The organism is Methylobacillus caricis (assembly GCF_020532705.1).
Taxonomy (GTDB): Bacteria; Pseudomonadota; Gammaproteobacteria; order Burkholderiales; family Methylophilaceae; genus Methylobacillus; species Methylobacillus caricis.
Genome location: NZ_JAJAVD010000001.1, coordinates 1,016,972 through 1,041,806, shown reverse-complemented (window position 1 = coordinate 1,041,806; position 24,835 = coordinate 1,016,972). Strand labels below are relative to the sequence as shown.

Sequence of the window (24,835 nt, the reverse complement as noted above, 5' to 3'; positions counted from 1 at the left end):
AGAAGAAACTTCAGGCTACCAGGGATTGTGGCACTTCCTGTTTCAATAAGAACAAGGCCTGGTCCACAGCAGCATTGACGCGGTTGCGGATGGACTCGCTAGTCAATTGGTAGTCAGCGAACTCTGTGTCTTTGGCATAAATTGCAGTGGGCGTCGTATATATATTGAAAAAGCTGGCCAGGGTTCGGAGCTGGTAATCGACCACCATGGCATGCTGGTCGCTCCCACCTGTTGCAGCCAGAATGGCCACTTTGCCCGCCAAAGCCTTGGGATCAAGCAAATCAAAGAAGTGCTTGAGCAAACCGGTGTAAGAAGCCTTGTAAACTGGACTAGCGATAATAATAAGATCCGCTTCATGCAGTTTCTTATACGCAGCGGCCAGCACATCAGGGAAATCACCATAGGAAATCGTGCTTCCAAGCACTGATGCAATCTGTGCAATATCTATAATATCGGCGGGCGCGTGTAGCTTATGCGATGCGTTTGCTGCAATCTCCTCAACCAGCGTCTTTGTTCTTGATGGTTGCGTCAAACTGCCCGAGATACCAACTATCCTTGCCATACATACTCCTAAAACTATTGATCAATTCATTTAATGCCATAAGACGGCCTGAATGTATTCAGCAATAAAGGTGCCAAAAGTTAATTTTTATTATAAATCAAATACAAGCAATAAAGACCCCTCTACTCATTAAGGATTATTGCTGATTGAGCAACTCTTCTGCTGATTATGTGCTGATTAATCAACAGTATTTAGCCTATGTGTTTCCACACAAACACTTTAAATATCTCCTCTTCACACATTTACCAGCATCCGCATCAAGAACCTATGGTCGCATCTCCTAGTCATACTATTCAAATACTGACAGGAGTAACCATGAACAAGACAGGCAAACTGCTGATCACTGCCACTTTGGTGATCATCGCCATCTGGATAGCGTTTACCCAGGCACCCAACTATCTCGATCGCGACATCCTAAATGGTAAAGCTGCAGTGCTGCGCGCGGTCATGAATGCTGAAAGCGTGAAATTCAATGACTTACGTAAGGTCAGACATGAAGGGCTGACAATAGTCTGCGGACAGTTTGATGTGAAAGATCAAACGGGAAATTATGTCGGATATAAAGACTTTAGCGCCAAAGTGGTAGACAAAAATTCGGTGTTCAGCGAAGACCCGGAGGAATACCAGCTATATTGCAAATAAATGTAAACATTTGGGCCGCCAGCCTCTCTGCCCCAACCGACTGTCGTCCTATTCCTACAATAGAATCTGTCGCTTTCTGATAATGATCAGCTAGCCTTATCCTTATGCTTGCCAAAAATATTGCTATCAACAATATTCCAAACATAACTCTGAGCAGAAAAGGATAGTCGATGAAAAAAACTATAAGCGTGTTTGTCCTGATTGGCAGCCTTCATGCCAGCCAATCTTATGCAGTAGATGGCATATCCTTGATAGGTGGTAGCGGCTCAGATGCAGACATGGCCGCCATATCATTACACTGGGATTGGGACAAGCGGTGGTTTACCGAGGGAAACTGGTTTTTGGGCGGCTATTGGGAGCTAGGCGCGTCGTTCTTGAAGGGCAATGGGCCATCTCCGCATAAAGAAATATATGGTGTAGGATTTACCCCGGTTTTCCGCTTTGAGCGCCAACCCATCAATGGAATCGCTCCATATATTGAAGCTGGCATAGGAGTGAACCAGTTTTCACGCAGGCAGGTAAATGGCGATACACGCATGGGCTCGAGATTCGAGTTCGGTGATCATATAGGTTTGGGTTTCAAATTTGGGGATAGGCAACAATACGATATCAGCTATCGATTCCAGCATTACTCCAATGGAGGAATTACGTCAGACAACCCTGGTATCAATTTCAACCAGCTTAGATTGAGTTACCACTTCTAGACCTTACCAATTGGTGGGCTTTTAATTGTGTCATTGATCAATAGCTATCATCTATTGATTGGATTGACTAACGATCAAGCATCTTGGACCAAGTAATGATCGATCAAAACAAATCGCAAATACTGGTACGTAATCTGGACAGGCTACTCGCCAAGCAAACTGTATGTGAGTTGATCTTGGCTGCCCTCGCTCAGGGAGAGCTCAGCCAAGAAATTTTTTATCAATTACAAGAATATACCCTTGCTAATGCATTAGCTTCAGATATGAGCGATGCCCGCCTCGATGCACTGACAGCAGCTTTCAGATATTACGAACCGCTTATCCAATAGGGAGAACTCAAGTCATCCCTATTTCCCCAGTTCGATAAGAAGCCCTCTGCAAGCACGTTTGTCGCTAAAATAAAGTTTACTGATAGCATCGCTATCAGGTAGCTTGCCCTTTGCCTTGAATTGAGCAGATGAATACTGCTTGAACGAGTCCAATACCATCCTGCAGTCTGTGTATTTCTCATAACCGTTTTTTCCAAAGCGCGGCCACTCCGTAATTTTTTGAATAGTGGGCTTATAAACAGCCTGTATGAACTCTTCTTGACTCCCATAACTGACAAGTTGAGTCAACATGGACTCATGCTCCTCCACAAAGGCAAAAGTCTCTTTGGCCAACTCCAGGGCAGGCTTTGTAGCCCAAGCAGTGATTGATACTGATGCAAGAACAAATGACATGATTATCTGGCTACGCATAAAACGCTCCCATGAGAATAACTGAACCACTTTTTGTTAGATTCAATTGCTGAGCGAAAAGCAACTTTAAACAAACCTGATTGGATTTTTTTAGGTAAAAGACTGAAGAAATAAGACCGAGCAATTTACATTAGACCAAACAAACATAAAATCTATGCATATCATGAGATTTTTTTAGTTAGCACCATAGAATTGCTGGATACAGCAAAGCGGATTCCCAATGCGTTCAATCTAGACCAACACTCCTTATTGTGGATCTAATAAGGATTAACCAAGGGAACCATCAAGTCGAATAGTGTAACGTCTCTCATAGAAAAAAACTGGCAGTTGTCGGATTTTTCCGTAAGCGGCTATTACCAAGGCGTTTCATACTCCCTCCCCCTAGGCTAGCACCTGTCATTAAACTCTTACATGCATATCAGAAGGCATCCGATGAATCGGCATGAGGGCAAGGTTTATTGTGGAGTCACGTTGCTTTTACCCAATGACCTCATGCCCAGAAATGTCATCATCAAGCAACGTAACTTCTGGAAGTGAGGAACCAAAGGAGATAATCATGGCAAATACGACACAGAAGCAAGGTGGCACTAGTGAGCAACATGCTAAAGCTGGCAGCCAAAGCCACAAAAACCAGCCTCAATCCGCGGGAAGCAGCAGCCAAAGTCGCGGTGGTACGCATGAGCAACACGTAAAGGCTGGCAGCCAAAGTCATAAAAACCGCTAGAGTAGTCTAGGTTAAAGATCAGCAAATGGTTTAGGACATTTGCTGATCTTTATATTCAGCTGCAGCAAATTTATGATTGAATATGTGTTTCAAAATTTACAAAAACCGACGTATCTTATTTCAAATACCACCAACAGTCTGTTTCATAAACAAGATACTATAGCTCTTTGGCAATATCATGATGCGCTCATGTACTTGAGTTAGTTAGATAGAAAAGTGAAAGCAATCATTTGAAGGCAGCACATTCCCTCAAATTGAGGAACTTCATTTCATTATTGCAACTCTCTCAGTAAATAAATCTCTTATTTTCCAGGGGGAGCTATGGCAGAGCTAAACAGCATTTCATCAGGTTCAAAATTTTCCTTACTTAATGCCTACTGGCGTGCGGCGAACTATCTTTCTGTCGGTCAGATATACCTCTACGATAATCCTCTATTAAAAACCCCTCTTACCACGGACGACATCAAGCCCCGTCTTCTCGGACACTGGGGAACCACCCCGGGACTCAATTTTATATACGCCCATCTGAATAGACTGATTAATAATCATGATTTGAACATGATATTTGTAACTGGACCAGGCCATGGCGGCCCGGCAGTAGTGGCAAATACCTATCTGGAAGGAAGCTACAGCGAGTTTTATCCAGACATCACACAAGATGAACAAGGCATGGCGAAGCTTTTTAAGCAATTTTCCTTTCCCGGCGGTATTCCTAGCCATGCCTCAGCTCAGACACCCGGCTCCATCAATGAAGGGGGTGAGCTGGGGTATGCATTGCTACATGCCTACGGCGCTGTATTCGATAACCCAGGCTTGATTGCCTGTTGCGTGGTGGGTGATGGTGAGGCGGAAACAGGCCCGTTGGCTGCTTCCTGGCATTCAAACAAATTCCTCAACCCACAAACCGATGGAGTAGTACTTCCCGTTCTCCATCTCAACGGCTACAAGATCGCCAACCCTACCCTGCTATCACGGATCAGTAGAGAAGAATTACAAAGCTTATTTGAGGGATATGGCTATACCCCTTATTTTGTAGAAGGCGATGACCCCGAGGCCATGCATCAACTTATGGCCGACACATTGGATAAGGTCATTGAGGATATCCATGACATCAAAAGCAGGGCCAGCAAACAGCAATCGCCAGAAAGACCGCGCTGGCCCATGGTCATCCTGCGCTCGCCCAAGGGCTGGACCGGTCCAGTCGAGGTGGATGGCAAACCCAACACCGGTACCTTTCATGCTCACCAGGTCCCTTTCAGTGATATGGAGAAACCCGAACATCTTCGACTCCTGCAGGAGTGGTTGCTGTCCTATGCCCCGAATGAACTATTTGATGAGTCAGGCCAATTAAAACCTGAATTGCGCGCGCTCAGCCCTAAAGGAAAACACCGCATGGGGAGCAATCCTCACGCCAATGGCGGTTTGCTGCTCCAACCGCTGCAGTTGCCGGATTTCCATCATTTTGCTTTCGAGGTCGCCCAGCCCGGTGAGCATAAAGCCAGTGCCATGGGCGAGATGGGCAAATATCTGGCCGAGGTCATGCGCCTCAATGCGCATCGTTTTCGCGTATTCAGTCCGGATGAAAATAATTCCAATCGCCTGAACGCCTTGTTCGAGGTCACCCAGCGGCAATGGGTCGCAGACCGGCTAGAGAGCGACGAAGATCTTGCTCCATACGGAGGTGTGATGGAGATACTATCCGAGCATTGCTGCGAAGGCTGGCTGGAGGGGTATTTGCTCACTGGGAGACATGGCCTTTTTACCTGCTACGAGGCTTTCATTCACATTGTCGACTCCATGGTGAATCAATATGCCAAGTGGTTGAAAGAATGCCGGGATATTGCTTGGCGCAAGCCGATTGCCTCCTTGAATATCGTACTCACTTCGCATGTGTGGCGTCAGGATCATAACGGGTTCTCGCACCAGGATCCCGGCTTCATGGATCATGTTGCCAACAAGAAAGCGGAGATCATTCGGATTTATTTGCCTGCCGATGCAAATACCCTCATTGTGGTCACCGACCATTGCCTACGCAGTAATGACTTAATCAATGTAATCGTAGCCGGCAAGCAAAAGCAGGAGCAATGGCTTGATATGGACGAGGCTGAGCAACATGCCAAGCAAGGCATCAGTGTGTGGGAATGGGCAAGCAATGATGAGGGAAGCCCGGATGTAGTAATCGCTAGTGCGGGAGATATTCCAGTACTCGAATCCCTTGCGGCAGTTTCGTTACTACGTGAGCTAGCCCCTCAGTTAAAAATCCGCTATATCAATGTTGTGGACCTAATGGCCTTGCAACCAGACGACATACACGCTCATGGCCTGAGCGACGAAGCGTTTGATCGGATGTTCACCCGGGATAAACCAATCATATTCGCATTCCATGGTTATCCTGGGTTGATACACCGTATGGCCTACCGCCGCCATAACCATGGCAACCTTCATGTACATGGCTATCAGGAAGAAGGCACCACAACCACGCCTTTTGATATGGTAGTGCTGAACAAACTGGACCGTTTTCACTTGATCAAGAATGTCCTGAAACGCGTCGAAAACCTGGAAAATGCCGAGCATGTCCTTGCCATAGTGGACGAAAAACTTATCCAGCATAAACGCTATATTGAACAGCACGGTGAAGATATGCCTGAAATCCAAGACTGGAAATGGCAGGTACCTGCATCTTGATTGGGAACCAGGCATATGTCTTCATTCCAACTCCGTCCAATGAGTTTCATAAATATATGATGCCCATGATGCTACCGCTGTGTTGGTCAATAAAAACCGCCGAAGCGGGTCTATGCAGCACGAGAGATAATATCTTTTAAGGTTTATTATTCTCTTCGTTAAAGAGGATTGTATCGTATTGATTTTTATTAAAAATTCTCTTCGCAGCTTGTCCTTGGTGGGGGCCAATGAAGCTCTGCATCTTCTTGGTTAAGTAGGTTTTATCCTCATCCATTACATTCAAGGCAACAGAGGTAATCTTTCCCAGATTTTTACTTTTCTTATCTAGATACTCTTTCAAACTGTTCCCAGCCTCATACCATTGCATCCGAGTACCCTTTTTTCTAAATTCATAATGATGATTGTCACTATGTGCGAAATTGAAGTAAAAATTCATTATTAGAGATCAAGGTTTCCTATGGACACCACTTCTCTTGCCTTACCATCGTAGTACTAAATTGGCGTTCTCATCGTGAGTTGCCGCACATAGCAAATATGATGATATTTTGTTAGTAGTTTTTCGCATATTCCAGAATTTGCAATGTTGCCCACTCATTGCCTTTTGCAGCTTCCAATGCCAAATGGCACATTTTTGCCAATGCATGTCCAAGCACTGATTCTTCAGATTCGAAGTCACTCCTTCTTGAGAGCTTGACCACTTTTCTCTGAATGTTTGCTGAGTTCATATCAGTCCTTATCTTTAGGTATGAATCTGTCTTTAACAGGATGGGTAAGATGTATAGTCAATGACGCTTTTGATGCCGCCTGGAATCTTTTACTTCAGCTCATCTATACACTCATATACTTAAGAACGTTTTTCTTGAAGTCTAATCAATTACTTAATGCCTGAAGTATTGAATCAACACAATACACAATTACTCATTTCAATCATATGATGTGTGTGACCTATCGGCCAAAGATTTAAAGGCCTATAAAGAGCAAGCTAAAACCTTATTGAATCTTAATCTTGCTTCTCGGCCAAGCGCCCATGCAACATTTAACAAATCACAGAAATAGAGCCTTGGTCTATGCGCCAGCGTACATATAAGTTTATTTTTAAGGCTTATACTTAACCGATCAATTTGATGTATCTCTAATAACAATACAAATTAATTCGCTTGGGATATCTATGGATAACTTTGCTACTCCGTCACCCTTGCACAATCAACTGCTCTCAGCCCTGCCAGATGCCGACTTTGAGCGTTTGGCCCCTCATTTGGAATTGTTTTCCATGGAGTTAGGTTTAGTTTTGTGTGAATCAGGGGAGCTACTGAGTTATGTGTTCTTCCCCACCACCAGTATCGTTTCACTTCTGTATCAATTGGAAGATGGATCTTCTGCAGAAATAGCGGTAGTCGGCAATGAAGGGATCGTTGGCATTTCTTTGTTCATGGGCGGTGAAACAACTCCTAGTCGTGCTGTTGTACAAAGCGCTGGTTATAGCTATCGCCTCAAAGCTCAGTTGTTGAAAAAAGAATTCAATCGCACTGGTCCAATGATGCATTTGCTACTGCGCTATACTCAGGCGCTGATCACGCAGATGACCCAGACTGCGGTGTGTAACCGTCACCATTCGGTAGAGCAGCAATTGTGTCGCTGGTTGCTATTAAGCCTGGATAGGTTACCCGATAATGACCTAAAGATGACCCAAGAACTGATTGCCAATATGCTTGGAGTACGCCGAGAAGGCGTCACTGAGGCAGCTGGAAAGCTTCAGAGAGCGGGACTCATCGAGTATAGCCGCGGGCACATCAAAGTACTGGATCGACCCGGTTTGGAAAAGCGCGTATGTGAATGCTACAAGGTGGTCAAGCTGGAATTTGACCGTTTGCTCCCAGTCCGCCCGCAATTCTAAATACTTCAGCAGTTAAGATCGCTAGTCGTTGTCATTCAAATCCAGCACACTTTTGGAACGCCGAACCAATCTAAGAAACATTAAGGATTAGTGCAAAAAAAAGCGCTCACTCGGGGGGAAAGGCGCCCCACCCTTCATATAGGAAGAGAAATATTTTGGTTAGCCTCGCATAAATAGCCAACAGATCACTCTAGCCCTATTGCTTCTGCACTACAAGATAATTAAATAATTAACTGACCCACGATTATCAATACCCAAAGATTCATAAATAAAGGCCCGGAATATGCGGCCATGTCACTACAAACAATATGAGCAGGATGCAGAAAATGACAATAAATGTTGTGATTGCTATTCCATCAAATATCTCAAACATGGCTGTTCCTTTATGTATTTTAGGCAGACATGTCTAAAATATTGATATGTCTTTTTCTATTATTTCCCTGAATTCCTTCACTCAAGTAGACCAACATAAAAGCGTTGCTAATGTCCCGACAAGAATCATCGCGAAAGATAAAATAAAAATAACCCGTATTGATTTATCCGACATTGCTAACTCTGATAGCTTTCTCATCTGGATTTACCAGGGAAATTTTCTTCCAATGACACAACATACAGAATTCTTTTTTGGCTAAATCAACAATCATCGATATGCCATCATTGGCCTCATATTTTATTTTTGTAGTGAGTTGACTCACAAAATATGGTTCAAGCCTAGGGTTCAATAGGGCGATGATCAAGAAGTTTCCAGTCATGGGCTGATGGTTCTCAGGACTGCTCATTGTTAACCCTTCATTCTCGTACACATTGTGTTGTACTCCCATTGAATGAGAGTGTCTATGTGATAGCGCACATAAAAATTGATTGGGCAGGGCTTGAGAAAATGCGTCAAGGGCATATATCAATATGCCCATGGAAAACCATCTTCAGTTCAACAAGTGATCATGAGGGTATGTACTCCACCACTCAATGGGACTTGTATCACCCCATCAGTCAACGCAAGGCTGGCGCCATCCAATGTTGCGCCAGAAAACCCCGTGCCGGCACCGGACCGGTTTTCGACGCGGATGCTATATTGCGTGCCCTGCACGTTCACCTCGGCTTCAAACATTTCCCACTCCGCAGGGATGCAAGGCGTCAACAGCAGCATGTTGCCTGCCCGTTTGATGCCTAAAATCCCTTCTATCCCTGCCCTGTACATCCATCCCGCAGAGCCTGTGTACCAGGTCCAGCCACCACGTCCGACATGGGGCGACACTGAATATACGTCAGCCGCGATCACGTAGGGCTCTACCTTGTAGCGCTCGACTTCTGCCAGGCTGCGCGCATGGTTGATCGGGTTGAGCAGCGCGAAGAGCTCGGCCGCTTTAGCGCCCTCGCCCAGTTTGGCGAAGGCAAGAATCGTCCACATCGCGGCATGGCTGTATTGCCCGCCGTTTTCCCGCAAGCCGGGGGGATAGCCCTTGATGTAGCCGGGATCATGATGCGTCTGGTCAAAAGGCGGTGCAAACAACAAGGCCAGCCCGTCGCTCTTCCGGATCAGGTGTTGCTCCAGCGACGCCATGGCCACTGCGGCACGTCCGGGCTCAGCCGCACCTGACAGCACCGCCCATGATTGCGCAATCGAGTCAATCTGGCACTCCCTGCTCTCGCTCGACCCCAGCCATGCCCCATCATCAAACGTGGCGCGGCGATACCACTTGCCGTCCCAGGCTTTCCGCTCGATCGCCTGCCTGACGGATTCGGCATGCGCCTGCCAGCGCTTGGCGCGCTCATTATCAAGCGGTGTTTGACGTGCCAATGCAATGGGCGCAAATAACGCGATGGTGCGTATCAGCAACCAGCCAAGCCACACGCTCTCCCCACGACCGGCTTCGCCCACCCGGTTCATGCCGTCGTTCCAGTCGCCGGTGCCCATCAGTGGCAAGCCATGCTCCCCTGTCAGCCGCATGCTGTGCTCCAGGCCTCTCACGCAGTGCTCATAGAGAGAGGCGCTCTCGTCCGCGAGCATCGGCTGGAAAAAGCTGTCGTGCTCGCCTTCATGCAAGGCAGGGCCTTCGAGGAAAGGCACATTTTCGTCCAGCACCGCTGTATCCCCCGCACAAGCCACATAGTGCGCGGTGGCATAAGCCAGCCAGACGCAGTCATCGGAAATGCGGGTGCGCACCCCTTGCCCGGATTGAGGCTGCCACCAGTGCTGCATATCGCCCTTGGCAAATTGCCGTCCAGCAGCGCGTAACAAATGCGTACGGCTGGTTTCCGGCGAGGCAAACACCAACGCCATGCAGTCCTGCAGTTGATCGCGGAAGCCATAAGCGCCGCTGGCTTGATAAAACGCCGATCTCGCCCGGATACGGCAAGCCATGGTTTGATAGAGCAGCCAGCCATTGAGCATGATGTCCATCGCACGATCTGGTGTTTTCACCTGGATGCTGCCCAGCAAGCCCTGCCAGTAATCGCTGACCTGGTTGAATACGGCATCCAGGTCCAGTTCACGATATCGTGTTATGAGTGCCCTGCTGCCTTCTACAGAAGTGCATTGGCCGATCAGGGAGACGATCTCGATGGATTCGCCCGCCTCCAGCTGCACCGTGCGTTGCAGCGCGGCGCAAGGGTCCATGCCCGCGCCGGCCTTGCCGGACAACGGCAGGTCGGCAGTCAGGGCTTCAGGCACGGAAAGGTCGCCACAGCGCCCGATAAACTCCGTGCGGTCAGCCGTCCAATGCGTTTGCTTGCCGGCAAGGTCGGCAAACGCAATACGGTTGGCGTAAGAAAGGCTCCAGGGATTTTTCGCCAGCATGGCCCCCGTGACGGCATCAAGCTCGGTCATGACAAAGGGAGCGGAGGCGCCGCGGGAGGTGCCTAGCACCCATTCCGTGTACGCGGTCACCGACAAGCTGCGAGCGCGCCCGGAAAGATTGCGGATCACCAGGCGCGAAATCTTGACCGGGTCATCCAGCGGCACATATTGCAGCAATGCCAGTTCAAGCTCATTCGCGCTATGTTCAAACTGGCTGTAGCCATAGCCGTGCCGCGCAATATAGGTGCCCTCGTCGCGCAGGGGCTGCGCGGTTGGGCTGCATAGCTCGCCGGTGGCGTCATCGCGCACATAGAACACCTCCCCGGCAGGATCCATGACGGCATCATTCGACCATGAGGTGAGCTGGTTCTCCCGGCTGTTGTCGGCCCAGGTATAGCCGCTGCCTGAAGCCGACACCTGGAAACCGAAATAGGGGTTTGCAACGACGTTGATCCAGGGAGCCGGGGTTGTTACACCGGCTTGCAAAACGGTGACATATTCCCTGCCGTCCTTGGCGAAGCCGCCCAGGCCATTGAAAAACTCAAGATCGGGAATGGCGGCCAAGTGTGGCGGCGATACTTTTCCAGTATTGGCTGTTCTGGTCATCGGTGTTGTGACTGCTAACTGCGCCAGGCGCGCCAATTGCTCGGCAATCAAGCCATGCCTGGCCAGGAAGGAAACCCGTGCAACCGCATGCAGCAAAGCCCGGGACTCGGTGCTCATCAAATCGGCCCGCAATGTATACACAATGCCTTTTGCCAGGTCCTCGCCCGCCCGCCGCCTTGCCTGGCAAGTACGCACGGCGGTTTCTATGGCGATTTGCAGATCCTGGACATAGGAGGATGCGCGCTCATTGATGATTACCAGGTCGACAAACAACTGTTTCATGCGCCAATACTGGTGGGCACGCAGCAACTCGTGCACCTGGGGCATATCTTCGACTTCATCGATACGCAACACGACGATAGGCAGGTCGCCGGAAATGGATTGCGACCACAGCGCAGACTGGGGGCCTGCGCCGCGAACGATCGCGTCGGCATGCGACCTGAAACGCTGGTCTGCATACAGAACAGGGGCTGCCAGCCGCTGGAAATCCGCGGCCTCTTCCGGTGCCACGTCAAGATACCTCAGTTGCACCTGCGCCTGGGTCCAGGCCAGCGTCCGCGCACGATCAAATGCGCTGCGGTCATGGTGCTTGTCTATGATGTCGAGCAGCGCTTCCCGCGAGGAGGCGACCACGGTCCAGTAGGCCACCCGCGCCACTTTCCCCGGGGCAAGCATCAGGCGGCTTCGCAACGAGAATATGGGGTCCAGCACCGTACCCACGGTATTGGAGAGGTTTTCTCCATCGACGATTACCGCCGCTGATTTCAGCGTGTTTTCACGCCCGATGAAGCGCGACCTGTCTGACTCATATTGCGGTTGCGCTGTCGTTTCGCCCTCAACCACGGCAAAGTGCGCAGCCCATACCTGCGGTTCGTTGGCTGAACGCAGACGGCGCGTGGCCAGCAGCGCCCCAAATTCGGCAAGGTACTCGGTGACGACAAACATCTTGGCAAACGCGGGGTGGGCCTTGTCGCTCGCCGGCGTGGTCAACACCAACTCCGCATACGAAGTCAGTTCCAGCTCATACGGACGACGGCTGTTATTGGTGAGTGAAACCCGGCGCACCTCCGCATCATCCTCCCCGGACACCACCACATCCATATGCGTGATCAGATTGTTGCCATGCTGGATGAACTCTGCGTGATCCTCGCTGAAAACGATGTCGCTGGTTTTCGGTCGCTGATGCGCGGTTGTATGGATATCCTGCCCAGCCGCTGTCCATATATCCCCGCTGCCTATATCCTTGATGAAGATGAAGTAGCCGTCATTTTCACGCGTCGCATCTTCATTCCATCGCGTTACAGCGATATCGTGCCAACGGCTATAGCCCGCGCCTGTGGCGGTGAGCATGACGGAGTAGGCGCCATTGGAAAGCAGGTGGGTAATCGGATGTTCCGAGGGCTTGGCAGTCAACCGGCGCACAATGGGGATGCTGTCCCTGGCCTCCGCAGCCGCAGCATTCACCTCTTCGGCGCGCGGACGGGAAATCGCAATATCCCTGGGCATGCGCTCCTGCAGCAAAAGCTCGCAACCCTGAATCATCGGTTCACGATGAAACCGGTTCCGCATCTCGCCATCATGCAGGCTATTGGCAATCGCAACGATGGTCATGCCCTGATGGTGCGCCATATAGTTGTGCACGATGGCAACCTTTTGATCCTCGCGCAGCCTGGACCGAGTGAAATCCAGTGCCTCGTAAAAACCATAGCGCCCCGCCGCGCCTATGCTGGCAAGGTAAGCAAAGTTTGCCTGCGCACCCTTGGGATCCACCATGGCGGCCAGACCGGTAGCATAAGGGGCAATCACCAGGTTTTCAGACAGCCCGCGCTTCAGGCCCAGGCCGGGCACGCCAAAGTTGGAATATTGGTAAGTGAACTCGATGTCACGGGCGTTATACGCGGATTCGGAGACTCCCCAAGGGATCCCCAGCGACCGGCCATAATCCTGTTGCCTGGCGACAATCAGCTTGTTGGTCTGTTCCAGCAAACTGCCTACCGGTGCCCGCATGACCAATGATGGCATCAGGTACTCGAACATGGAGCCCGACCACGAGATCAGCGCCGATCCATTGCCGAGAGGCGTCGCGGTGCGGCCAAGACGGAACCAGTGCTTGGTGGAGACATCTCCCTTGGCAATGGCGAACAGGCTTGCCAGGCGGGCCTCGGACGCCAGCAAGTCATAGCAACTCTGGTCCAGGCTGTTATCGACCAGGCTATACCCTATGGATAATAGCTTGCGCTCCGGTTCGATCAGGAAGGCAAAATCCATTGCCACTGCCATTTCACGCGCAGCGGCGGCAATGGCCCGCAGCCTGTCATTGATAGCACCAGGGGATTGTTGAATCAGTATTTGATCATGGTAGTGCGCTGCCACTGACTGCGCCAGGGCATCGACCCAGAAGATCACATCGGGCGGATTATCATAATCACCGACAGGAATCACCCCGCGAATGACCACCGCCACCTTGTCAGTCAAACGCTTCAATGCCGGCAGCATGCTCATCAGTTGAGCATCGTCCAAATGGACAGCGATTTCCTCAAGCCGGGACAAAAGCAGCTTTCCCGTTTCATCATTGGCAATCGGAGAGACAATGAGTGCTTCCCGTGCCAGCGTCAAATGGTCCAGCATGCCGGACCTGGCATGGGCGACTTTGGATGTATCTGTCCACTCCTCGCAGGCATTGGCCAGTGCAATCAGGTGGCCAGCGAGGTTGCCGCTATCGACAGACGAGACATAAGGCGGCTCGAGCACCCTGAGGTCGAGCGTGCCGTACCAATTGAACAAATGGCCCCTGTGCTTCGGCAATTGGCGCATCACGGCCAGCGTCGCTTCCAGGCGCTCTATCGCTTCCATGGTGCCGGACCAGCCAAAATCCCTTGCCGCGACAGTAGAGAGAAGATAAAGGCCGATATTGGTGGGCGAAGTCCTGTGTGCAATCGCCGGGGCAGGCTCTTCCTGAAAATTGTCAGGAGGCAGCATATTGTCCAATGGCGTGACAAACCGCTCGAAAAAACGCCAGGTACGCCGCGCAGTCAGCCTTAACGCCTCCGCGGTTGTATCGGGGATATCCTCGGTATTTTCAGCAACGGGTGGATAACTCGCGCAAAAACCCAGCAATGGCGCCATGGCCCATAGCATGGCAAACGGCAATACCAACGGCCATGAAGCGGGTGAGAATGCCAGTGTGCCGGCGCAAAGCATCATCGCAAATGCCGTACTGCCCGCCATTTCACGGTAAAAGCCGCCCAGGGTTAAGCGGGGGTTGCTTTTGGACTGGGCTGCGGTGGTCCACTCCAGCAAATACTTGCGGGTAATGAACAACCTCCCCAGCGTTCGGATAATAGCGTCGCCCATCCTCCAGGCTTGGTCCACCAGCAATGCAATGGACAGAAAATGATAGGACGCCGCTTGCCCCAGGTCATTACCCAGGTTGCTGACATGCTTGCGCAGGTGAATGTCCCGGCGGCGCGGCAACACGGATAACAGGATAGGCAGGTAACTCGGCAGCGCATACAGGACCAGGACGATGGCAATCGCCTTTATACCCAAGGCGAAAGGCAGCCACCAGCATAAAACCAAGACAGCCAGGAAACTCGGGGCCACCAATGAGCGCCGCAGGTTGTCCAGCATTTTCCAGCGGCCGATGATCGGCACCGCGCCCGCATGCGCCAAACCTGATATCCACGGCAATAATTGCCAGTCCCCCCTGGTCCAGCGGTGGTGGCGCTTTGAGGCCACGTCATAGCGGCTGGGCGACTCCTCGACAACCTCGATATCCGAGGCCAGGCCGGCACGGGCAAATATTCCCTCGAACAGGTCATGGCTCAGCATGGCGTTCTCCGGCACGCGACCGGCCAAAGCCGCCTCGAACGCATCGATATCGTAAATGCCCTTGCCGGTATAGGAGCCTTCGCCGAACATATCCTGATAGATATCGGAACTGGCGGCCGCATAAGGGTCCATGCCGCCAGGCGCTGAAAATACGCGCTGGTAAAACGAGCCTTCATGATCCAACGGCAATGATGGCGTGACGCGCGGCTGGAGGATGGCGTAGCCCCTGACAACGCGTTGCTCCATCTCGCTGAAGATGGCCTGGTTAAGCGGATGCGCCATCTTGCCCACCAGCTTGCCTACCGTGTCGCGCGGCAACCGGGTGTCAGCATCCAGCGTGATGACATAGCGCGCGCCTTGAGGCACCTGGGGCCAATCGCCATCCGTCGTGACGAATGTTGTATCAGTAGCGCCGCGCAACAAGCGGTTCAACTCATGCAGCTTGCCCCGCTTACGCTCCCAGCCCATCCATTTGCCTTCGGCGCCATTGAATACCCTGCGGCGATGCAGGAATAAAAAACGCGGCGTATCCTGGATGATCCCGCCATCCCCTTCATACTTCTGGTTCAGCTTTTCGATGGATATCCTGGCCTGTGCCAGTAAGGCGCTATCCGAGATCAAATCCTCCTGATCCGCATCGACACCGTCAGACAGCAAGGCAAAATAAATATCGCCGCCAAGCCCTGACAGATAATGCACTTCCAGCCGCTCTATATGCTTGAGCAGCTCGGCTTCATCGGTAAGCAGGATGGGAACGGCCACCACGGTGCGCAGCGAAGATGGAATCCCCGACTTCAATTCCAGTCCCGGCAAAGGCATGGCGGAGACGCTCCACACAACAAAGCGGTTGACCAGGCTGGTCGCGGCTTCACTTGCCGGGATAAAGCCGACCAGTGCAATAGCCAGGAATATCCCAGGCTCCAGGCCGGGCATGTCCATCCAATCCAATGCCAGCAGCAATAATGCAATGGTGGCCAATACAATCGCGCTGATATAACCGCCAATGCCCATGCGCAGATTAAACCGGCTAATCAACAACCTGGCGGCAGGGCGGAAACGGATGGCTTTTTCGAGCGTACCCCTGCCTTCCGCAATCAGATAATAGCCAGGCTCGCCAGTCCGTGCCGCATCGGCTGCATCCCCGTCTAATCGCGCCTGATTGCATAACCGGAGCGTCGCTTCTGCAATCTCAAGTTCTGAACAGGATGAACCACGTGCCAATTGCTCAATCGCACTTCTGTACAGATTGCGAGTGGGGAAGTCCATGGCGGAAAAACCGCTTGCATGGTTCAAACGGGCATCCACCAGGCTCACGCTTTCAAATAATGCTGCCCAGTCGATATCGGAAATCAGCCGCATGCTGGTGATCACATTGCGCACGCTGACATTGGAGGCGCCCTCGCGCTGCTGGGTTTTTTGCACCAGCTCATCGACGGAAAGCCCCTGCCTCATGGACAATTCTTCCAGCCAGGCCATGGCAGGCATGGTACGGGGATCCTGGTCGCGCAAGCGCTTGGACAAATGGACAATGAACGTGTCAGGCAAAGATTCTGCAGAACGTGAGGCAATATCCTTGTCCAGTTCTATCCGCGTCCGGCCGGGCTGCAGCAATGTTTCTGCCAACTCTTCAGCATCAGCGCGCGCCACACGCCCTGCATTGATCTGTTCTGCAAGGCGCCGTAAATTTTCAATCAGGACAATACGCAGGGTGATCGCAATTGCCCATAGCTCACCTATCGTGAGCGGCTGTATGCGTTGATAGGCCTGGATAAACCGACGTAATGTCTCAGGATCAAAATGACTGTCATTGTGAGCAACGAACGCCCATGCAAGCCCCAATACCCTGGGATAACCTGCAAAAGGGCCGTCTGATAGCTTGGGTAACTGGCGATAATACCCCGGTGGCAAATCCTCGCGGATTTCGCGAACCTGGGCTTCGACGATATGGTAATTATCCAGCAGCCATTCCGCTGCATGCGCTACGCTATGGCCGCTTTCCAGTTCAGCCGCAATGGTGTGATAGGCATCAAGCAGGACTGCAGCGTTGCTATTCAGGCGTTTTTGTAACGATACAACAGAGATTGGTGTTGTGGTGATCAGTTGTGCTGCAGCCAAACTTTCAGCATGCTGTTCCAACCGTTCGATCCCGAAAAGTTCCTCACGAATTGGAGCGAGGTCACTCCAGGGAGAAACTTTGCAATAACTCCTAGTCACATAGCGGAGTAGCAAGTTCATAATGCCTTTAAGGCTGAAGCAGCCAAAATTAAAGCCTAATGCTTGAGAAATGCAGAGTGGATAATCACATGATCCAAGCAATTAAGCTAAGAGATTCAGTCTAGGCTTATTTCATGTGAACTGCTATGTATTAATTAATGGTTATTTCAGTGACAGCAATGCCGCTAGCAGCATTTCTGTATTTCGGATAGAGACTGTACAAATTTCGTTTCAGGAGAATCTAAGCAATTAGATCTGGTGAGAGTTTTTGGTAATCAGAACTACTGAATTTGTATGTTGCAGCCACAAATTCGCAAGTGAAACCTAGAGGTCTAGCATAACTTGGGACTTCTTAGATACTGGCGGAAGCGGTGAGATTCGAACTCACGAACCCTTTCGGGTCGCCAGTTTTCAAGACTGGTGCCTTCAACCACTCGGCCACACTTCCGTTCAGACTTTCGGCTTCAGATCACCGAAAGGACGGTATTCTAGCATAAGAAATTAGTCATCTTCCACTACCATGCCAGGAAATAATACATCCGTGAAACCAAATTGGGCCAAGTCGCGTATGCGCATGGGATAAAGTATGCCATCCAGGTGATCACATTCGTGCTGTACAACTCTTGCATGGAAGCCGCTGACTAATCTATCGATCGGCTGGCCGTATTGGTCAAACCCCGTATAGTGCAGCCGCTCATATCGTGGCACTACTCCCCGCATGCCTGGCACGGATAGGCAACCCTCCCAGCCATCCTCCAGGTTTTCGCCTACAGGGGTAAGAGTAGGATTGATCAATACGGTATAAGGCACCTGCTCTGCGTCTGGATAACGCGGATTTTTGCCTACGCCAAAGATGACTACTCTCTGGCTGACACCAATTTGCGGTGCAGCAATGCCTGCACCGTTCATATGAGCCATGGTGTCTTCCATGTCCTTGATCAGTGCATGCAACTCAGGGCTATCAAATTGCGTTACGGGCTCTGCCTTTTGCAGCAATACAGGATCACCCATTTTTAGAACCGGTTTAACAGGCATGTCCCACCACCACCCTTTCTATCAGGTTGCGTACGCGTTGCATGGTTTCATTGAGCACTTCCCCCATCTCTTCATAGCGTATGCCATGCAGGCTGGAGCCACGCCCGGCAGCATGGTTGGCAACCGGGCAAAGGGCTGCATAGCTCAGGTCCAGCTCCCTTGCCAGTGCGGCTTCCGGCATGCCGGTCATTCCCACTATCGTGGCACCGTCACGCTCCAAGCGGTTGATCTCAGCGGCTGTTTCCAGCCTGGGACCCTGTACACAGGCATATACGCCGCCATCAAACAATTGATCGCCGGTCTGCTTTCCCGCATCAAGACATAAAGAACGTAATTTGGCGCTATACGGTTCAGTGAAATCTACATGTTTGACCGGCAAGTCGCCACCATCGTAAAAAGTATTTTTTCTAGCCTGTGTGTAATCAATGATTTGATCCGGGACTACGATGGTTCCTGGACCAAGATCAGCATGGATACCCCCCACAGTGGCCACTGACACAATGTCTCGTACGCCTTCAGAGTGTAAGGCCCAGATATTGGCACGATAGTTCACCACATGCGGAGGAATGGTATGTCCGTTACCATGCCTTGGCAGAAAAATGATTTCATGCCCGCAAATATCACCAAATATGAGCGGGCCCGAAGGCTCGCCATAAGGAGTGCGGATAATCTGCCTGCGCTTGATCTTGAGATTGGCCAGCTTGGTCAGTCCTGTACCACCGATAATGCCTAGCATGAAAACTCCATTATTTCTAACCGCCACATTGTAGCGCAACAATCTTCACTTGCCACAAAGCACGGCTACAAGCATTTTATGGCATACTTTAGGCCGCCTATGACTACTTCAAATTCCCAAGCCGCCATTGATGCAAGTATGGCCCTGGCCAAATCGCATTATGAAAACTTTCCGGTGGCCTCCATTTTGCTACCCAAGCACCTGCGTGAGCCTATCGGGCTGATTTACGCATTTGCCCGCCAGGCAGATGACTTTGCTGATGAAGGTGACTTTAGCCCAGAACAGCGGCTTGAAATGTTGCAAGAGTTTCGTCTGCAACTGGACAAGATTAAGAGTGGGCAATCCCCTGATACTGAGCTTTTCAAGGCCTTGCAGGCCATGATAAAAAAGCGCCAGCTACCCTTGGAGCCATTTTATGACCTGCTTTCCGCCTTCAGTCAGGATGTAGTCAAAGCGCGTTACGCCGACTTTGGCGAGGTGATCGACTACTGCCGGCGTTCTGCAAACCCGGTGGGTAGGCTCCTTTTACATCTATACAAGGCAGCCACTCCCAGAAACCTAGGCCTGTCTGATGCGATTTGCACATCATTGCAACTCATTAACTTTTTGCAGGATGTGGAAATAGACTATCGCAAAGACAGGATTTATTTCCCGCAAGATGAAATGCTGAAATACAAAATCACTGAAGAACAAATAGCGCGGCAGGTTGCAGAGAAGAAGAGTAATGGCACCTGGAGCCTATTCATGGAATTCCAAATCAATCGCACCCGGCGACTACTACAATCAGGCGCCCCTCTCGGCTTGGCCCTGCCTGGCCGCATCGGGCTGGAAATGCGCTCCATTATTGCCGGAGGCGAACGCATCCTGCATAAACTTCACCGTCAGCATGGTGATGTATTCAATCAGCGCCCTGTGCTCACTCCAAGAGACTGGGCCTATATGCTTTATCGGGCAGTGAGCAAAAAATGACTCCACAAGAATATTGCCAGAAAAAAGCCGCTGCGAGCGGCTCAAGCTTTTATTATAGTTTCCTGTTTCTTCCCAAGCCCAAACGTGAGGCGATTACTGCACTGTATGCTTTTTGCCGTGAGGTGGATGATATTGCAGATGAAGTACAAGACTTCAATGTAGCTCGTACAAAACTGGAGTGGTGGCGCACCGAAATTGCAAAACTCTATGCTGGGCAACCACAACATCCTGTCAGCAAGGCCTTGCAAGAACCCATCAAGCAATATGCGCTGCAACAGCAACATTTGCTCGAAATTATTGACGGCATGCAGATGGATCTGGAGCAAAATCGCTACCGGGATTTTGCTGAACTTGAACTCTACTGCTACCGTGTGGCCAGTGTGGTAGGCCTGCTGTCTGCCTCAATATTTGGTTACAGCAACCCCCAGACACTACAGTATGCGCTTGACCTGGGCATGGCTTTCCAATTGACCAACATTACCCGTGATGTGGGAGAGGATGCCAGGCGTGGACGTATTTACTTACCCATAGAGGAGCTGGAAAAATTTGGCGTCACGGAAGATGACATCCTGCAGGGCCGTGAATCCGACAACATGCGACAATTGCTTGAGTTTCAGGCCAGCCGTGCTGAACGCTACTATGACAAGGCATTGGCCGAGCTGCCCAATGAAGATCGCAGGCCACAACGCACCGGGCTCATCATGTCCGCAATTTACCGTACCCTGCTCAAGGAAATCAGGGCGGATAACATACAAGTCGTACTGAATGCGCGCGTATCATTGACCCCTTTGCGCAAGCTTTGGCTCGCCTGGATAACATGGGTACGCAATTAGCTGCTGATGTCGCCATTATAGGCGGAGGATGTGCCGGGCTGGCAGCGGGAGTTGCACTCAGCAAAGCCGGCATCAGGGTCAACCTGTTCGAATCCAGTCATCAACTCGGCGGACGGGCTCGTGCTATACAATGGCAAAGCCAAACACTGGATAATGGGCAGCACATCCTGCTTGGCGCATACAGCGCCACGCTTCAGCTACTTGAGACCAGTGGTGTAAACCTTGATCATGCCCTGCTGCGATTGCCGCTGGAACTGGTCATGCAGGATGAGTTTTCTTTATACGCCAGCCCACACCTGCCTGCCCCACTGCATATCCTCGCGGGATTATTGCAAGCACAAGGCCTGAGCTTTCCAGAGAGGCTAGCAGCGGTAAAACTGATGGTGAGGCTACGCCTGCGTAACTTCGCCCTTGAACAGGATATGCCGCTCCAGGTTTTGCTGGCAGGCCAGCCACAACGGCTAATATCCATGCTATGGGAACCGCTTTGCCTGGCTGCCCTTAATACTCCGCTAGCGACTGCCAGCGCGCAGGTTTTCCTGAACGTGTTACGAGATAGCTTTGCGCGTGCAAAATCAGATAGCGACATGCTGCTGCCCAGGCAAGACCTGAGCGTCCTGCTGGCAGATCCGGCTGCAAACTATATTCAGGCACGTGGCGGCAATGTCAGCCTGAACACCGCCGTAGAACGGATCAGCCAGGCCGGTGACAAGCTGTATATCCATACCCAGGCGACCAGCCAGCAATACAGCCACATCATAGTGGCTACATCTCCCTTCCGGGTGGCGCCGTTGCTGGCTGAAGTTCCCGATGCTGCTGACAGTATTGAAAGATGCCATTCACTACAATACCAGCCTATCTACACCGTCTATCTGCAATACCCTACCAGCACCAGACTGGATAGACCCATGAAAGGACTCAGCAACCGGCTTGGGCAGTGGATATTTGACCGTGGCCTGCTTTACGGACAGCATGGATTAATGGCCGTCGTCATCAGCGCAGAAGGACGCCATCAGGGATTAACACAGGAACAGTTGGCAACCGGAGTCGCCCAGGAAATAGAACAGCTCTATCCACAACTGCAAAATCCTTTGTGGCACAAGGTGATCGCCGAGAAGCGCGCAACGTTTGCCTGTACTGCAAAGCTGCAACGACCAGAGCAATTAACTGCCATCCGGGGGCTGTTATTAGCAGGTGATTATGTCAGCAGCGGGAGTACGTTGCAGGACTACCCTGCCACCATAGAAGGTGCTGTACGCAGTGGATTCTCAGCTGCGGAAAATATTATCAACTCACTTTAGATATAATGGATATATCCATGATTTCAGGCGATATTTATGATTTCTTTTTACACTGGGCCATCATGAGTCTTTCACTCTGGCTCACCAGCCTGTTATTCAGCGGCATTAAATTTTCATCGCGCCTCTCGCTATTGATTTCCGCCCTGGTACTAGGTTTTGTGAATGCCATCATCAGGCCATTGCTGCTGATACTTACCTTCCCGTTAACATTGGTGACATTCGGATTTTTTGCGTTAGTCATCAATGCCTTGATGATTATGCTCGTCGCCAAGCTGATCAGGGGGTTTGAACTTTCCGGTTTCTGGACGGCATTTTTTGCCAGCATATTGATTGCTGTCATTGGCTTCCTAATTGAATGGATGTTGCCAAGCCAGGGCATAGCGCTTCAATTTTTGCCGCTCAATAGCAATCCCAATACCATTTCCATCTAGCCACGAAAATACTGTACGGTCAGGACGCCCATCCAGGTCAATAGCAATGAGCCAAGCAGGTGCGTCAGGATATGAGTAGCTGCCCACCCGTACTCACCACGGAACAATAAATCTGTGGCTTCGGCCGAGAATGTCGAGAAAGTGGTCAAGCCACCAAGAAATCCTGTCACCATGAAAAGCCGGGCTTCTGGCGATAGCACTGTGCCGGTCAACACTACGCCCATCACCAAGCCGATCAGGTAACCGCCCACCAGGTTGGCCAGCAAGGTGCCCAATGGTAGCAATGGAAACGCCGCATTCATGAGGATGCCCAACCCCCAGCGCACCCAAGCACCTATTGCCGCCCCCAGTCCTACTGCAAGAAATCCGCCCAGCGCCATGTCATACTCCGTATCACCGTTATTTGATATGCTTGAATGCTGTGAGTATGATTTAGTAGCGAAGCAGAGGCAAATTTTGGCGGCTGTTTGGATGGCATGCGATTTGCAGAGCCTTGAACTGAGATCAATACTCGATTGACTAATACTAACGAATAAAGACCGCCAACCTTGCGTATCCTTTTTGTCAGCTCTGAAGCTTACCCTTTGATCAAGACCGGCGGCCTGGCCGATGTCAGCGGCTCCTTGCCCGCTGCACTGCGCGACCTGGGCGTGGACATTCGCATCCTGCTACCCGGTTATCCGTCTGTATTGCAGAAACTGCAGGAAAAACGCTTTCTCACCACCTTGCAATATCTGCCAGAAGTGGGCACGGCAAACCTCATTCTAGGCATCATGCCTGATACGGGTGTAGAAGTAATCGCCATAGAGTGCCCACAACTGTATGACCGTCAAGGTGGTCCATACAGCAATAGCAGTGGCCAGGAATGGGAAGACAATCCCCTTCGCTTCGGCATACTCTCGAAGATAGGCGCCATACTCGGCTGTACCTACAGTCCCCTTCAGGACTGGATACCAGATGTGGTGCACTGTAATGATTGGCAAAGCGGGCTCACGCCAGCGTTTCTGCACCATTCTGACGCAGCTTATGCCAAATCCATGATCAGTATCCATAATCTTGCTTTCCAAGGTAGCTATCCTACGGGATGGGTCAAGCGTCTTGGTTTGCCAGAAGAAAGCTACCAGATCAATGGAATCGAATACTACGGGCAAATGTCCTTTCTTAAAGGCGGCATTTATTACGCTGACAGCATTACTACCGTTAGCCCTACCTATGCGCAGGAAATCCAGACCGAGGAATTCGGCTTCGGCATGCAAGGCCTGTTGGCAAGCCGCAGCCATGAGATACACGGGATATTAAATGGAATAGAAATGCAGGAATGGAATCCGGCTACAGACCCTTACCTGGCAAAAACCTACAACATTGAGCACTTGGCAGACAAGAAGATAGTCAAAAAGGCGTTGCAGGTACAATTAGGATTAGAAGCCGCTGCGCATAAGCCGCTATTAGGGATTGTCAGCAGGCTGACACACCAGAAAGGTCTGGACATCTTCCTGGAAATTGCCGGGAAACTGCTGGCACAGAACTGCCAGATTGTTGTATTGGGCAATGGAGAAGCGCAGATGGAGCAGGGTTTTCGCATGTTAGCATCACGTCATCCACGACAGGTGAGCGTTACCATAGGCTACAAAGAACCCCTCTCGCACCAGATCATGGCGGGGTCGGACATGTTCATCATGCCCTCCCGGTTTGAACCATGCGGACTCAACCAGATGTATGGCTTGCGCTACGGCACCCCGCCAATTGTGACAAGCACTGGCGGACTCGCGGACTCGGTCAATGATAGTAATGCCAGGAGTATGAAAAACAACACGGCTACAGGTTTTGTGCTCAAGTCAGCGAATCCGCAACAACTATTGCAGGCTGTGGAACGGGCCTTGATGTATTACCATGATCCCAGGGCATGGAGAAAAATCCAGCGTAATGGCATGCAGCGCGACCTGAGCTGGAATACGAGCGCCCAAGCCTATCTTGACCTATATCAACAACTCATCGCCTAATACTCCCGGCAGCCAAATCTGGATGCGGCTACCTTAAGCCTCGGCAATTTCTTTTATTAATGCAAACTGTTACATCTTTTTAACAGTTTGCTAACCATTTTCCAAGCCACAGCAATAATTCAGTAACACTT

At 50.8% G+C, this 24,835-nt stretch carries 18 protein-coding genes and 1 tRNA gene; 10 read left to right on the top strand and 9 right to left on the bottom strand.

The features are described 5' to 3' along the window. Positions 1-10 precede the first annotated feature (10 nt). Positions 11-562: an NADPH-dependent FMN reductase gene (locus LG200_RS04940; RefSeq protein WP_226756471.1), complete on the bottom strand. Its 552-nt coding sequence runs from the start codon at positions 560-562 to the stop codon at positions 11-13. Between the two features lie 315 nt (positions 563-877). On the opposite strand from LG200_RS04940, the gene LG200_RS04935 reads away from it, so the two are divergent. The 3 genes from LG200_RS04935 to LG200_RS04925 all read left to right on the top strand — a co-directional run bounded on the left by LG200_RS04935 (position 878) and on the right by LG200_RS04925 (position 2,237). Further along, positions 878-1,204: a hypothetical protein gene (locus LG200_RS04935; RefSeq protein WP_226756470.1), complete on the top strand. Its 327-nt coding sequence runs from the start codon at positions 878-880 to the stop codon at positions 1,202-1,204. A gap of 170 nt (positions 1,205-1,374) precedes the next feature. Further along, positions 1,375-1,908, top strand: coding sequence for an acyloxyacyl hydrolase (locus LG200_RS04930; RefSeq protein WP_226756469.1), 534 nt, complete (start codon positions 1,375-1,377; stop codon positions 1,906-1,908). A gap of 95 nt (positions 1,909-2,003) precedes the next feature. Beyond that, positions 2,004-2,237 (top strand): hypothetical protein, encoded by a 234-nt coding sequence (locus tag LG200_RS04925; RefSeq protein WP_226756468.1) that lies wholly within the window; start codon positions 2,004-2,006, stop codon positions 2,235-2,237. A gap of 18 nt (positions 2,238-2,255) precedes the next feature. Here the strand turns inward: LG200_RS04925 and LG200_RS04920 are convergent, their stop codons facing one another. Further along, entirely contained in the window at positions 2,256-2,648 is a 393-nt protein-coding gene (locus LG200_RS04920) for a hypothetical protein (protein ID WP_226756467.1), read from the bottom strand. 1,045 nt (positions 2,649-3,693) lie between these two features. On the opposite strand from LG200_RS04920, the gene LG200_RS04915 reads away from it, so the two are divergent. Then, positions 3,694-6,057, top strand: coding sequence for a phosphoketolase family protein (locus LG200_RS04915; protein WP_226756466.1), 2,364 nt, complete (start codon positions 3,694-3,696; stop codon positions 6,055-6,057). Positions 6,058-6,193: 136 nt separating this feature from the next. Here LG200_RS04915 and LG200_RS04910 read toward each other — a convergent pair whose 3' ends face one another. Next, a complete protein-coding gene (locus tag LG200_RS04910) occupies positions 6,194-6,424 on the bottom strand; it encodes a hypothetical protein (protein WP_226756465.1) in 231 nt (76 codons plus the stop codon). 801 nt (positions 6,425-7,225) lie between these two features. On the opposite strand from LG200_RS04910, the gene LG200_RS04905 reads away from it, so the two are divergent. Next, a complete protein-coding gene (locus tag LG200_RS04905; protein WP_226756464.1) occupies positions 7,226-7,951 on the top strand; it encodes a Crp/Fnr family transcriptional regulator in 726 nt (241 codons plus the stop codon). 536 nt (positions 7,952-8,487) lie between these two features. On the opposite strand, the gene LG200_RS04900 is transcribed toward LG200_RS04905, so the two are convergent. The 5 genes from LG200_RS04900 to LG200_RS04880 form a co-directional block, all read right to left on the bottom strand. Next, positions 8,488-8,862: a hypothetical protein gene (locus LG200_RS04900; RefSeq protein ID WP_226756463.1), complete on the bottom strand. Its 375-nt coding sequence runs from the start codon at positions 8,860-8,862 to the stop codon at positions 8,488-8,490. 17 nt (positions 8,863-8,879) lie between these two features. Beyond that, positions 8,880-17,420, bottom strand: a complete 8,541-nt coding sequence (locus LG200_RS04895) for a GH36-type glycosyl hydrolase domain-containing protein (protein WP_226756462.1) — start codon at positions 17,418-17,420, stop codon at positions 8,880-8,882. A 339-nt stretch (positions 17,421-17,759) separates the two neighbouring features. Beyond that, positions 17,760-17,847, bottom strand: a tRNA-Ser gene (locus LG200_RS04890). A gap of 53 nt (positions 17,848-17,900) precedes the next feature. After that, positions 17,901-18,434 (bottom strand): peptide deformylase, encoded by a 534-nt coding sequence (gene def, locus LG200_RS04885; RefSeq protein ID WP_226756461.1) that lies wholly within the window; start codon positions 18,432-18,434, stop codon positions 17,901-17,903. Beyond that, positions 18,424-19,170 carry an S-methyl-5'-thioinosine phosphorylase gene (locus tag LG200_RS04880; protein ID WP_226756460.1) on the bottom strand — a complete coding sequence of 249 codons (747 nt, stop codon included), beginning with the start codon at positions 19,168-19,170 and terminating at the stop codon, positions 18,424-18,426. The genes def and LG200_RS04880 overlap by 11 nt, the downstream gene beginning before the upstream one ends. A 99-nt stretch (positions 19,171-19,269) precedes the next feature. Between LG200_RS04880 and hpnC the strand changes: the two genes are divergently transcribed. The 4 genes from hpnC to LG200_RS04860 are packed head-to-tail and all read left to right on the top strand — an operon-like array spanning position 19,270 to position 22,704. Continuing rightward, positions 19,270-20,139 (top strand): squalene synthase HpnC, encoded by an 870-nt coding sequence (hpnC, locus tag LG200_RS04875; RefSeq protein WP_226756459.1) that lies wholly within the window; start codon positions 19,270-19,272, stop codon positions 20,137-20,139. Further along, the gene (gene hpnD, locus LG200_RS04870; RefSeq protein ID WP_226756458.1) at positions 20,136-20,972 is read left to right on the top strand and encodes a presqualene diphosphate synthase HpnD; all 837 of its coding nucleotides are present in this window, start codon (positions 20,136-20,138) and stop codon (positions 20,970-20,972) included. The genes hpnC and hpnD overlap by 4 nt, the downstream gene beginning before the upstream one ends. Then, positions 20,957-22,273, top strand: a complete 1,317-nt coding sequence (hpnE, locus tag LG200_RS04865) for a hydroxysqualene dehydroxylase HpnE (RefSeq protein WP_226756457.1) — start codon at positions 20,957-20,959, stop codon at positions 22,271-22,273. Before hpnD ends, hpnE begins: the two co-directional genes overlap by 16 nt. A gap of 17 nt (positions 22,274-22,290) precedes the next feature. Next, the gene (locus LG200_RS04860; protein WP_226756456.1) at positions 22,291-22,704 is read left to right on the top strand and encodes a phage holin family protein; all 414 of its coding nucleotides are present in this window, start codon (positions 22,291-22,293) and stop codon (positions 22,702-22,704) included. Here LG200_RS04860 and crcB read toward each other — a convergent pair. Then, complete coding sequence (gene crcB, locus LG200_RS04855; protein ID WP_226756455.1) at positions 22,701-23,084, bottom strand: fluoride efflux transporter CrcB; 384 nt, start codon at positions 23,082-23,084, stop codon at positions 22,701-22,703. The two genes, LG200_RS04860 and crcB, sit on opposite strands and share 4 nt — an antisense overlap. Positions 23,085-23,252: 168 nt before the next feature. On the opposite strand from crcB, the gene glgA reads away from it, so the two are divergent. Continuing rightward, positions 23,253-24,704 carry a glycogen synthase GlgA gene (gene glgA / locus LG200_RS04850; RefSeq protein WP_226756454.1) on the top strand — a complete coding sequence of 484 codons (1,452 nt, stop codon included), beginning with the start codon at positions 23,253-23,255 and terminating at the stop codon, positions 24,702-24,704. Positions 24,705-24,835 lie beyond the last annotated feature (131 nt).